This window comes from Escherichia sp. WS2035, from assembly GCF_046487065.1.
Taxonomy (GTDB): domain Bacteria; phylum Pseudomonadota; class Gammaproteobacteria; order Enterobacterales; family Enterobacteriaceae; genus Escherichia; species Escherichia coli.
Window position 1 is genome coordinate 195,966 of sequence record NZ_JBJQKD010000006.1, and the last position, 12,554, is coordinate 208,519.

Genomic DNA, 12,554 nt, shown 5'->3' on the forward strand with positions numbered 1-12,554 from the left:
GTGCACTCCGTAAGAAAACATCTTTTATTTCATGATGTTATTATGCATCATGATGTTGAAAGGATGTGTCGCATCCGGATAATCAGGAATAAAATGCAGCAGAAAAAATATTCTTTTAATTATCTGATTTTTAAGCAGGATTTCATAAAAAGAAGAATGCTCGTTAATCCAGCGACACATCCTGTCGGCGTGAGTGTGTCAGAACAGACGCTCCCACAGTGTGATCAGCAGGTGGATAATGCGGTCCCGGGCTTTACGCAGAAGCTGTAACATCCAGGCCGGAAAACTGAACCGGGCAACGGCGTCGTCAAAACTTTTCCCGATGGCATCACCAAAAGTCTGTTGTGCGTGTTTCCGGGCCTGTTCAGAGCGGTTTTCCCCCCGGATATGTGAATAAACTGCGCTGGTTGCCTGTGGTGGCAGCGCGTGGATCATCAGTGACACCAGCGCTGGAAGGTTCCAGCCTGCAGGCGCGGCTACAGGGAGTACCGGAAATGATGAAGGGAACAGGGTGGCCACCCGGGCTGTTACTGTCGCCAGTGAGAGTTCCTGGTGACGGGACGGGCATTTTTCTGTGGCATTCCATTCTTCAGCAGGAAACATGCGATCGGCATGGCTGAGAACAAACAAAAAGCGCGAGGGATCTGCGCCCTCATTCAGTAAAAACTGATGCATGGCAATATCGGCAGCATACGCACGTTCATCACTCCGCAGGATCCAGATAATCAGATCCAGTTCCGGCAGTAACTGACGATAAAGCGCCTGGTATTCCTGATCATGCTGCGGTGTTTCACCAATGCCGGGCAGATCGACCAGCGTCATTCTGCGTTCACCGAGCTGCAGGGTAAGACGATGAGCCTGGCGGGTGCAGCCGTTCAGGGGATGCGTGGCGCAGATACGGGACTGAAAAATGGCATTACACAGGCTGCTTTTGCCGGTGCCGGATTTACCCATAATGCCAATCACGGGCTCGTAATGAATAACACCGTGGAGATGTTCAAGGATTTTCTGGCGAATTTCTTCAGGAAGAAACGTCAGATATGATTTCACTTGTGCGGAGAGGGAAAAATGGCTGAATGACATACCGTTATCCTGTTGATTTCGCTGAACCGGATCACACTAATCCGGTTTATCATTCAGGTAATATGGGTGTGAAAAATTTTCCATTGACGGGAAGAAGAGTATGGCTAAAAACAAAGGTATCTGTCGGAATAAAAAATGCAGTAATCCTGTTTCAGAATTTGATGAGGCAAATGCCTTAAGGTTATGCGATGATCATTATAAGCTATGGAAGCGAAATAAAGAGAATCGTCGGGTCAGGAATATTTGTCGTATAATTAGTAGATATGACAAAAGTCTGGACTGGGAGATATTTTATAGAGTAAGAGATGCTGCAAAAAATAAAACGGGAAAGAGAATTATTGAGGACACAAAAATATTACATCAATGGCGTGCTTCAAAGCAAGTAAGAAAAAGTTCTCACAAGGGTGTGCTTCGGTCACGGGAATGGCTTAATACACAGGAGTTACTGAGCAGAAAACATATATCTGTTACAGGTGAACTATTTAAATTTTACATAAAAGATATTATCAGATTATATTGCTATAAGTTTCTCTACAGCAGAGAATATCTTAATGAAAACGCATACAAAAAACGATATCAGAGAGATATTCACCCCAGAAAAGTTAATGTTCCGATACTGCAACTTGAAGTTGCATGGATAAATAATAATTGCCGCTCAAGTGATTCAAGCACTGATATTATTATCCTTCCGAGGATGATAAGAAGAATGGTTGTATTTAATTATACGAAGATAAATAAACAATTAGAGAAAGTGTTGGGGGGGATAGCACGAAAACAAACCTCAGAAAGGAATAAAGGCGGTCTCTATACCAGAATAAAAAAAGAAAGTGACTTTCTTTCTATGGATAGATTTATGGTGGAAATAGAAAATATCATAAGACCTGAAAGGTTTCCGACATCAATTTATCCAGTCTTTTCACATTCATTTATTGAACGAGAGCTTCCGCTACTGAATCTTGCCCGATCACAGTATAGAAGAGCAATAAGTAAAAGAGTGGCGAATTCAATTTTTTATACTTTGCAAAAAACTAACGTGGCATTATGGCTATATCTTGAAATGTTTGCTCTGGTGGCATTCATTAAACTGTATACAGGAAAAGGTTTTGAATTCATAAAGAACATGTGTGTATTTATCGATTATGAGAAAGGGATAATAAAATCCACACATGAAGAACTGCTGGGTGAAATTAAGCGTAACATTCAAGTGAATTTGAAGGTGAATCCTGATAATTTTCCAGAGTTAATAGACATATACAATTCATGCTTTAGTGAAAATATATTGTCATATGATATTCAGGATGGTGATTTTAAATGGCGCTCATGATGTAAAAATATTAATTTCACATTACATATTAATTATCCACAAAAAACATATAATTAATTTCAATGATTTACATGTAAAAAATGCTGATGATTAGCCAGCTTAGTATGGTTATGCAATGTGATGCTTAACGCTTACAGATAATAACATATTCATATGGGTTATATATCATAATATTCAATAATCATGATATGCTAATCTGATTATGGATAAAAATTACTGAATGACGTCATATTATGATTGGCAGTGTTTCCTGTATACGATGACTTATCTCTCCCGCATCATATGGGGGCACGTTTCTTAGGAAAAGTGACGGGGTTACAGAAGCCAATTACGATAGTTTGTTGTAGAGTTATCACGAGTTTTTGTTGTTCTGAAGACGGAATCAGAAAAATAATTCCAGAGTAAACATGTCTGTTTTTTGACCAGTAAAGATCCATGCTGGCCGTGAAAAACTGAAATCAACACTCAGTCTGCATGGATGTCTGAAGATGTTGAGAATGTCGGGAATGGTACTATATACGTATTTTACTAAGTGTTTTACTAAACATACACGTATTTTCATAAACACTTCTAAAAGTGTTTTCATTAAACATTACAATACACATTGCTTTGTCTGATACACATCCAGTTTGGTAAAATTGTTACTCCTGTGTTTACGAAAATTAAAATCAGTTTAATGCTGCCACAAAACAATCTTTCCTGTTTAAGCAATCAAGATGGCATTCTATTTTGCTGAAGTTACGTTTAACCTTTTCTGAGTTTTCGTGTTTTAGATCGTTAATCTGAAACAAGTGTCTTTATGTAAAAACGCAAATCCGATTGAGGTGGCCTGGCGTGATTTACTGTGTGCTTACGACGATTTGGTTAAATGGTTTTATGGATGTTTTTGTAACGATGAGATTGATGAGATGATTAACTGGCCCTGGTGTTTTTTATCAGCGCAAGGTAATTCTCTTCATCATGAGACTCTTTTCAGAAAAAACGTGATGATTGGTTCTGGTGTTTTGATTCAGATGAGGTTTACGTTATCGATGGTTAATCGTTTTTATGGCGCGGAGTGAAACGTAACGTTTTCAGGATAAGAACATCGATTCTGATATTGGTGGTTTTTGTTCTTGTGGCGGGATATCTGTAACCAGGTTTTAAGCGTGCCATTTCGCATTTGTGATTGAGTTATATGGTTAAGCTGTAGGTTTTGGTGTTGTTGTTGATTTACAGCGCCAGAAAGCGTTCTGATTGCGTTTTTGGTGTTTTGTTTGAATGTCCTGTGGATTTGTTTCCCTTCAGGTTTTTCTCTTTAACCGTATTGTTTTTAAATTCGTTCATGTTGTTGCGTGTTTTCCCTCTGCGTGCAGGCTCTTCTTTTCGTTCCGGGATGGTTTATTTCGCTGCAGTCAGGAGCAGGTTATGTTGCTAAATAGCGGGATGCGGTAAAGTTTTACCGCGGTGATGAATGATGTGAAGTCAATCCAAATCAACGGAGTTCTCTCATCATGAACCAACCAATACACAATGCTTACTGGTTATCCCGTTTTGACAGCCTTCTCGACAGTGCCCTGGCGCAGCACCGTGCCGTCTCGTTAATCCGGGTGGATTTACGGTTTCCTGAGTATATGCCTGCCACCATCATGGATACCGATTTAGATTCAGCGGTGATTTCTCGTTTTTTCGAATCCCTGAAAGCCAAAATCCAGGCTTACCAGCGGAAAAAAAGATGTGCCAATCAGCGTGTGCATGCAACCAGCCTGCGTTATTTCTGGTGTCGGGAGTTCGGCAAGGAAAAAGGCAGGAAACATTATCACGTGATATTACTGCTCAACAAAGATACCTGGTGCTCGATCGGGGATTTCAGCGAATCGTCTTCGCTGGCGACGATGATCCAGGAGGCATGGTGCAGCGCCCTGCATCTTGAGCCCTGGCAAGGCGATGGCCTGGTCCATTTTTCCAGGTGGACGCCTTCCCGTAAACCAGCATCGTCTGATGCTCGCCCTTCTTCCGATGACACGCCTTTGTCGGGTGGATGTCCTGATACCTGGAAGGCTTCAGACAAAAAGCCGGGTGAAGCCGCTGTTCTCTGGATCAAGCGTGGTGATGTGGAAGCGATGCAGAAAGCCCTGGAGAGAGCCCGTTATCTCGTGAAAAATGAAACGAAGCTGCATGACGGTTCAGGTCAACGTAATTATGGTTGCAGTCGTTGGTCGGGACATCTTCTGGATGGCAGGTGAAGCCTGTAAAACGGCATCCGGTGCCTGAGCTTATGCTACAGGGCATTGGTTGACGCCCTTAGCTCGTTTCCTGAAAAAGTTTTTCTGAAGTAATGCAATGAATTGCCATCTACTTCCGTTCGCACGCTTGCTTTTCACACCCCACTCTTTGCAACATCGAGTATAAGTCGAAAAACGTTTGGTTGTTCTGGTTATTTGCATTTACTGCCATTCATAGAAATGAACAGATCGATTGGTAGGACTCAAATGTTATAGCATCTCTCTTCTCATAGTCTGCTTTGTGCCAAGAGCGGACCTTAGGCTTCAGTAATTTGGTTAGCACAACCCCTTTGATAAACATACAGCTACAGTATTGCTTTTATAAGGAGCGTAGTTTCAATAGGACACCCCAAACGTTAGTCGGGAAAAGCCGACTGAAAAAAAACTTGTGTGGACAAGTAGTGTCCATTTAATGCCATTTTTAGATTAAAATGTGCCATTTTGAGGGTATTCTTAAACGTGCATAACGTTCTGATTTATCATACACAGAGCCTTATCATTTGAAACCATTCCGATGTACATCAAACAATGATTACAAGAGAAATTATGACACCGCCAACCAAAATTGATACATCAAGTCTACTTACCATATTGGGCGTTATTGCTGCTGTATGGGCCCTTATTACGCCAAACGCTCGACTACGTTTAAGGTTCTGCCTAGCGTGGTGGGATTGGGTAATTGTTGGGTTTGCATTCTTACTAAGCAATTATTTGGTGTTTGCACCGGCTTTAAAATCACTAGACTTATATTTTAGCTTTGGCCCCTGGAAATGGGGATTAGATAGTTCAAGTGCCGTATACCTGATATCACTCGCAGTTGCTATTTACATTTTATTTCGCTTAAAAAACCCTAAACTCTCAATTGGAAGAACAGGGATATTTCTAGAGTTAGTGGAAAATTTGCACCTTACTAAACGATACGACGATCTGGCACAATTGTTGGCACCTCAACTAGAAAAATTAATATCAATAATTGATAGACCTGTGAAGAATCGACTTTGTGATAAGATAGCTAACAATCTCCGCTCTCTAATCGCGAGACAGCTGCTGAACATGCACATGAAGCATTGTTAAATATTGTCTCATCACCTGAACTTACCAATCGCTTTGCACTCGCGCACCCATCCCTCTGCCTTGAGTTAATCAAGATCGAGCCAATAGTTCGTTCTGACTTTACTTCTAATTTTATCAGTGCATTACTTGGTTCACCTAACAGTCGTCTATATGTTGAGCTTAAAAATAATCTTAACGTTAGTCGAGGACATCGTTTATTGATTCCAAAAAACAACCGTATATTACATTTTTTCTTTTCCAATGCTAAGTTTGCAGCTGATTTAGCAATATACCGTGATATCGGTGACTATCTCTACTGGAGGTTAGATGAAGATGAAAAAATTATTGCTGCACTTAATAAGTCTTTAGGTTCCTATTACGATGCTTCAAAATATAAATGTCCTATTTACTCAGGTGTCACGCTGTTTGAAATTATGGTTCATGAAGGTATTCACCAGGGTCTGGTGTATCATTTATGGTTGCATTACTATTCATATTTTGCAAGGAAAATTATAAAGAATATGAATAGGCAATCGGATGAATATAGTGGTGAATGGGAAACACCTTTTCACTTCCTTCTCTGTCATTTATTTAGCGTCGCTACAGATTGGGCAGAACAATGCGAATGGATAGATGAAAAGGAGATTCCTCAAGAAAATAAAGAAATAGATAATTTCGATCTTCATTATATTTCAAAAGAGGCTACCAAATTACTTGGTGCTATGCTGCAGTTGGTTATGCCTAATAAAAAACTCACCTTGAAATCTAGAAAACATATTCTTGATATAGTTGTATCTTGTTATATTAGATTGAAAAGGAATAAAAAATTAAAAGACGTCGCTGACTCATTATTAATTTTCACCACTAGAGGCGAAGGTAATTCAGCACCGCCGCATTATCGTAGAGAACTTCTAGAAATATTCAATACCCTTGATGATTATCGATTAAGAACTGATGCCCCGGAATTCCGAGCAGCTATAGAGTCTGCTATTCAAGCAAGGCCGAATTAGGTAAATCAACCACCTGCATAGCGGGTGGTTTAGACATAGACCTCTAAGTATGCCTGAAAGCAGAGGTACCTCTAAGTTTCGATGTCTAGGTGTTGATCGGCTGTAATCTGGTAACCAGGTCAAGCTTAAAATTTTCTCAACATAAACAAGTAGTATTTCAAATATTGAACCATACTGACTCCCCCACTTTTTATAAGATTATGGAAATTTTTTGTACCAGTAAGTTCGAAAATTAGTGTTGTTCTTATCAGTCGTTATGAAAAATTTTGAACTTCCGCTCCTCGCTCATATCGGACCTGAGGACACGCCGGTTGGTCCCCTCTATACCAAAAATAGATGTCATTACAGCGGTTAGTTCCAGGTGGTCAAACATCCATTTGAATAGCATTATTGCGCGTTAATCAACGGACAACAGTTCACTGTCATCAGGTAATGTGGAGTTAATGATTTTCATGTGGTAAAGGTATCTTCATTACAACCATCCATTATTCTGTCCTAGAAGATAAAGCTATGAATAGATCAAACGAAGAAGATATTGAAAAAGCCAAATCGCTGATTTCGATAGGTGCAGAGATAGCTGGCGCTGCAGTTGGCGGTGCAATTGGCTTTTTTGCAACTGGCCCTGTGGGGGCTGCCGGGGCTGGTTCGTTAGGGGTGATTGTCGCGAAAGCTGGTGCAAAACTTCTCGGTGATGTGGCTGATCGTACGATGTCTGCACGCGAAAAAGTCCGCGTTGGTGCTGCTGCTGCAGTTGCATTCAATAAAATTGAAAAGGTCGCTCTGTCAGGTAATGAACCCAGAAAAGATGATTTCTTTAACTCTGAAGAAGGAAAACGCAGTGATGCAGAAGAAATTCTGGAGGGGACGTTAAGAAGGGCGCGTGAAGAGTATGAGGAAAAGAAGATTCTTCTTCTAGGGAATTTTTATGCAAATATGGTCTACTCTCCGGGAGTGAGTACAGAAGAAGCGAATTACTATCTCCGGTTGTTCGATTCACTGACGTATCGGCAGCTCTGTGTTATGAGTTTGATCATGATGAAACCACAATATTCTGACTTTCAAAATCTGAGAAGCCATGACTATCGAACCCAAAATGCCAATATGCAAGCAAGTACTGTAGCACTCCTCCAAGAAATTTATGCTCTGTATAATTTGGGATTAGTCTGCGTTAGGAGTGCTGGCGGAAATGGTTATGTATCTTTGCTGGCATGGCATGATATCATCCCTTTAGGATTAGAATTTACAGGGTTAGGTGAAAGGTTTTACAAACTTTTTATGGGGGGAGGAAGCTTTTCACTTCCCGATATTACTACTATCGCAGAAGCTTTGCGTTAAGAATGAACATTTTGATTCAAAGTTTCCAGCCCCTGCTTATTAACACAGGAGATTGTTAGACACGGGGCCTCGTTGATAACAATCATAAACATCCGCTCCTCGCTCATAGCAAACTTTTGCATAGATTCTCTTCCTAAAATAGCGCGACATCTGTTTCAAAATTAGCTTGTAAGTAAAGCGAATACCTTGAGGACAATAATCCAAGCATTGGCAGCAACGATAAATGTTTACATAACCGGTAACTGTCAGATCAGGTCTGAGTTAATACACTAGACTCAGCCAATTTATTGAGTTCGTTGAGCATCTGAACGGTTAATCTATGATAACGAGTTTTTAAACAGGTTCATTTCCTAACATTATTTTTACTCATCAAACATGGATAATTTTAATTTAGGTTTATTACTATAATTATATTTACTCTTTATATGCTCTTTGCTCACTCCCTTTTTATATGATCTCTATTGTTATTTACTTCCTGTCTTCACTCACTCTCAATCTTTGCATATTCCATTACTATTACTCTTGTTATCGTATTCACTCCATCCTTCAATCATAATTACTGTAACTCATATGATATTCAGATAAGTTATTCTCTACTACGTTATTGCTGATATCTATCTGTTTTCATCTTTAGTGAAACAGCAATTGATTTTAATTTATCCATCATGAACTGTATTGGATTAACAATGATTGTTTATCTGAAGTGTTTTAACCATTCTGGTGAGCCTCAATTCTTCAGTCGTCACTGATTAACTGAATGTTTACTCTTTGATAAGGTATCCATGATTCCGTCATGTTTAACAGCGCAGGATAAACAATGAAATTGACAGGAGAGATTCCTGATTATGTTTGTTCGTTTCTGATTATCTTGTATGTTAAACAAAATGAAAATTATCCATCCATTCTGCTACAGCATGCCTGATAAATACCGTCTGTAAGTTATTACCGTTTTAGATCTGATTATGAGCGAAAGCATTAATTCGCTCACAGAGCTTAAAACATCATTAACTTTCAGGAGTCATCAACATGCCTAAATCTTACACACCAAACTGGTTTTTTACCGCTTTACTTGACAATCACATCAATCAAATGATGGCACGCTATTCCTGCCTGCGGGCCTTACGCATGGATTTCTTCTACAGGAAAGATACGCCTGATTTCTTACAACCTGATCATCGCTGGCTTGAATTGCAGTTGCGTATGCTGCTGGAGCAGGTGGAACAATTTGAAAATATCGTTGGTTTCTTCTGGGTGATTGAATGGACGGCTGATCATGGTTTTCATGCGCATGTCGTTTTCTGGATCGATCGTCAGAGGGTTAAAAAAATATATCCCTTTGCGGAGCGGATTACGGAATGCTGGCGGTCTATTACACATAACAGCGGTTCGGCACACCGCTGTACATATCAGCCGCATTATACATACAACATCAACATTCCTGTGCGCCACAACGATCCTGAAAGCATCGATAATATTCGCGGTGCCCTGCATTATCTGGCGAAAGAAGAGCAAAAAGACGGGCTGTGTGCCTACGGCTGCAATGAAGTTCCTGAACGTCCTGCTGCAGGGCGTCCTCGTAAGCCTCACTTCTGAAGCTTAAGGCCTGAGCCTCCGCTCCTGGAAACACTCCGTCGGTAAAAACTTACCGCCTTGATTAATGATGTGAACCGAAGTCAACGGAGATCATTCCCCCTGAACCTGCATCCAGTGTTCTTTCCCTTATCTTCCCGTTCTGCTTCAGTTCTTCACTTATTCCATCAATCTCATCCGCAAGCCATAACACGTCAGCTCATTCACGGGCAGGACGCATTGTGGGCTGCGCATAACGGAACATATCTTATGAATGCTATTCCTTATTTCGACTATAGCATGGCACCCTTCTGGCCGTCTTATCAGAACAAAATCGTCGGTGTCCTTGAGCGTGCGCTGCGTGAGCAGTCCGGCTCCCGGGTACGGCGGATCCTGCTTCGTCTGCCGTGGGAACATGACAACACCTTTAGTTGCAGCAGAACCTGGTTAGGGATGGACTTTATTGAAACGGTCAGCGCGCTGATGAATGCAACACCCGGGCGTGACCTCTGCTGGCTCCTGACCCGCCATCCGGAAAAGCCGGAATATCATGTGGTGCTGTGCGTCAGACAGGAGTATTTCGACGGCCCCGAACTGGACCGGCTGATTCTGGATGCCTGGAGCAACGTACTGGGCTTCGCGTCACCGGGGGAAGCGGCACCGTACCAGAAACAGATAACCCGGGATGTGGTGCTGGACAGTCGTTCACCGGACTGCGAAGACATCCTCAAAGATTTGATCTGGGCGTTCAGTGATTTCGCCCGCGATCGTCGTGGTGTGTGCGATCCGGAAGCCCGTTGCCTCGCCGGTAATCCCGGCTATCCCGGATCTGCAGGACCGTTCTGAGAATACGGCTCAGCACCTTTCCCCGCATTCGCACAACCTTCATAAATCTCACAGAGGATATTCTGACCATGTTGACCTCAATGACAGGCCACGACTGCGTGTTGCTGCGTGCCGACGATCCCCTGATCGACATGAACTACATCACCAGTTTCACCGGTATGACAGATAAATGGTTTTACAAGCTGATCAGTGAAGGCCATTTCCCGAAACCCATCAAGCTGGGCCGCAGCAGCCGCTGGTACAAAAGTGAAGTGGAGCAGTGGATGCAGCAGCGAATTGAGGAATCACGAGGAGCAGCAGCATGAAACGTGTTGCAATGCCAGCGCTGGTATTGCGGAAATCAGCCCTGTCCCTGGTGCTGGCGACATTACCGTTCATCTTCCTGCTGACCCTCTCCGGTCAGCCAGCAGATTGTAGCTCTTTCCTGACTGATTCATCATTCCATTCACATTGTTTATAACTGGCATTACACCGGTGTTGATGCGCACCTTCCCGTGTGTCTGCACCGGCTGAACAAAATTCAACAGGGTTTGAAAAGGAACATTTCGTGCAAATAACCGAAGCATTAATTTCAGAGCCGGGAGACATCCGGCGTTTTATTCAGCAGGCGGTGGACCACTGGCCGCATTTGCTGGCATTTTACTTCACACTCCATTCGGCAGAAGGAAATATCAACGGGCAACAGATTCATGCATTCTGTACTTCCTTTTACCGACAGGTGCACGAACGTATTACTGAGCGTAATCACACGGCCAGTCCATCCTCGCCGGTGGTATTACGCTGGTTGCGGGAACAACATGGAGGAGCAACAATACGATGCCTGTTGCTGTTCAGCCAGGAGCTTTTCTGCCATCCGCGAGCCAGTGTGACAGTTGATGAAGAATGTTCGCAAGTGGTGGATTTACTGCAACAGAGCTGGCAGGTGATAAGTGCTGGCGGACAATGCCGGGTGGAAAAGCGTTTTCAGGTCGCCCGGGGTGATACATCTGGCCAGTATGTTGCGTTAAAAACAGTCGCATTGTCTCTGGGGTTACCGGTTGTGACCGCCATTATCTATCGTCCGGTACAGCGCTGTACATTGATTACAGCTCAGTGAATCAGCGCAGTTGTGTAGTCAACGAGGTTTTCTGGCTTTTTGTCGGTCATTCAGCACCATTAGCCGGGCCTCTGCCTCTTTCTGTTCCTGTAGTGTCACTTCCCCGCACGGCAGCCCCTTCAGATCGTAACGGGCGCCATCTGCCATTAACGCACATTAATAGTGCGGAGACTGCACATAAGACGCCACTGCCGCGTGTAATGTACCAGCGCCAAACGCCAGTTCTCTGATGGCGATATCCTGTATCAGGTCGTCAGGTATCTCAACTTTAAGCGGTTGGGGTTTTTCCCGGTTGAATAACTCAGGCCAGAGTTCCACAAGACGATTAATACGCTTACGGTTTTTACGCTGGCGTTTTGTCATATGCCGCCACGGTGTTTTTTCAGCAGAGCAGGGCTCTGTTTATCGTTCAACTGTGGTATCCGTTCCCTGGCCTTCACGTTGTGTGCAGTGTTCGTTTTATCCTGCAGCGGCGTTGCCGGTGATTTACTGAAAATGCCCTGTGGTTTACGGTTAATGGTCAGCGTTACCATCAGTATTGTTACCTCATGCTGTCAATGGAAGTAGTACTCCATCCAGAGCCTTGGCGACCCCGGGGCTGAAAACGAAACAATAACCCGCGCGCAGTGCGAGGAGCCCGGGTGTGAAGCAATCAGCAGGTAATATTAATGACAAGACCAGCAGGTTCTTTAGACAAACGAACAATATCAGCAAATACGACAGTTCCAGGAGAGGTAAAAAGTTTTTTACTTGCACAATTCTTAAAAAAATGGAGACGAACAAAAATGGGGCGACATACCTGGAAAGTATCGCTACCAGATGATGCTAAAAAGCAGAAATAGTGTTCCAGGCCTGAAAGGGATGAGAATCAGTATCTGTGTGTATTTATAACATCTTCTTGAAGAGGCTGGAGATTGTTAGTCCATTAGTATAATCGATATTCGTTTTCCTGCGAATATGCAGGCTACACCAGA

General features: G+C 42.7%; 12 protein-coding genes and 1 pseudogene. 11 read left to right on the plus strand and 2 right to left on the minus strand.

Annotation, left to right across the window (positions count from 1 at the left end):
• Window positions 1–198: 198 nt before the first annotated feature.
• Window positions 199–1,083, minus strand: a complete 885-nt coding sequence (locus ACJHX4_RS12550) for a GTPase family protein (protein WP_000010377.1) — start codon at window positions 1,081–1,083, stop codon at window positions 199–201.
• A 100-nt stretch (window positions 1,084–1,183) separates the two neighbouring features.
• Here ACJHX4_RS12550 and ACJHX4_RS12555 point away from each other — a divergent pair, with 100 nt between their 5' ends.
• From ACJHX4_RS12555 to ACJHX4_RS12600, 10 genes are all read left to right on the plus strand, one after another.
• Window positions 1,184–2,407: a hypothetical protein gene (locus tag ACJHX4_RS12555; RefSeq protein WP_001107221.1), complete on the plus strand. Its 1,224-nt coding sequence runs from the start codon at window positions 1,184–1,186 to the stop codon at window positions 2,405–2,407.
• A 1,493-nt stretch (window positions 2,408–3,900) separates the two neighbouring features.
• Window positions 3,901–4,632: an inovirus Gp2 family protein gene (locus tag ACJHX4_RS12560; RefSeq protein ID WP_001075455.1), complete on the plus strand. Its 732-nt coding sequence runs from the start codon at window positions 3,901–3,903 to the stop codon at window positions 4,630–4,632.
• Between the two features lie 585 nt (window positions 4,633–5,217).
• Window positions 5,218–5,745 (plus strand): hypothetical protein, encoded by a 528-nt coding sequence (locus ACJHX4_RS12565; RefSeq protein ID WP_000188768.1) that lies wholly within the window; start codon window positions 5,218–5,220, stop codon window positions 5,743–5,745.
• Window positions 5,739–6,734 (plus strand): hypothetical protein, encoded by a 996-nt coding sequence (locus ACJHX4_RS12570; protein WP_224922733.1) that lies wholly within the window; start codon window positions 5,739–5,741, stop codon window positions 6,732–6,734. The genes ACJHX4_RS12565 and ACJHX4_RS12570 overlap by 7 nt, the downstream gene beginning before the upstream one ends.
• Before the next feature lie 510 nt (window positions 6,735–7,244).
• Window positions 7,245–8,069, plus strand: a complete 825-nt coding sequence (locus ACJHX4_RS12575) for a hypothetical protein (RefSeq protein ID WP_001082111.1) — start codon at window positions 7,245–7,247, stop codon at window positions 8,067–8,069.
• Window positions 8,070–9,095: 1,026 nt separating this feature from the next.
• The gene (locus tag ACJHX4_RS12580) at window positions 9,096–9,662 is read left to right on the plus strand and encodes an inovirus-type Gp2 protein (RefSeq protein WP_001126815.1); all 567 of its coding nucleotides are present in this window, start codon (window positions 9,096–9,098) and stop codon (window positions 9,660–9,662) included.
• 246 nt (window positions 9,663–9,908) lie between these two features.
• Window positions 9,909–10,484: a hypothetical protein gene (locus ACJHX4_RS12585; RefSeq protein ID WP_001555669.1), complete on the plus strand. Its 576-nt coding sequence runs from the start codon at window positions 9,909–9,911 to the stop codon at window positions 10,482–10,484.
• Between the two features lie 68 nt (window positions 10,485–10,552).
• Window positions 10,553–10,789, plus strand: a complete 237-nt coding sequence (locus ACJHX4_RS12590) for a helix-turn-helix transcriptional regulator (RefSeq protein WP_000958149.1) — start codon at window positions 10,553–10,555, stop codon at window positions 10,787–10,789.
• Entirely contained in the window at window positions 10,786–10,944 is a 159-nt protein-coding gene (locus tag ACJHX4_RS12595; protein ID WP_000831910.1) for a hypothetical protein, read from the plus strand. The genes ACJHX4_RS12590 and ACJHX4_RS12595 overlap by 4 nt, the downstream gene beginning before the upstream one ends.
• Before the next feature lie 87 nt (window positions 10,945–11,031).
• Complete coding sequence (locus ACJHX4_RS12600; protein WP_001167422.1) at window positions 11,032–11,580, plus strand: hypothetical protein; 549 nt, start codon at window positions 11,032–11,034, stop codon at window positions 11,578–11,580.
• Window positions 11,581–11,598: 18 nt separating this feature from the next.
• Here ACJHX4_RS12600 and ACJHX4_RS12605 read toward each other — a convergent pair.
• Window positions 11,599–12,113 (minus strand): annotated as a pseudogene (locus ACJHX4_RS12605) (ProQ/FINO family protein).
• A 135-nt stretch (window positions 12,114–12,248) separates the two neighbouring features.
• Here ACJHX4_RS12605 and ACJHX4_RS12610 point away from each other — a divergent pair.
• The gene (locus tag ACJHX4_RS12610; RefSeq protein WP_153274857.1) at window positions 12,249–12,422 is read left to right on the plus strand and encodes a hypothetical protein; all 174 of its coding nucleotides are present in this window, start codon (window positions 12,249–12,251) and stop codon (window positions 12,420–12,422) included.
• The last annotated feature ends 132 nt before the right edge of the window (window positions 12,423–12,554 follow it).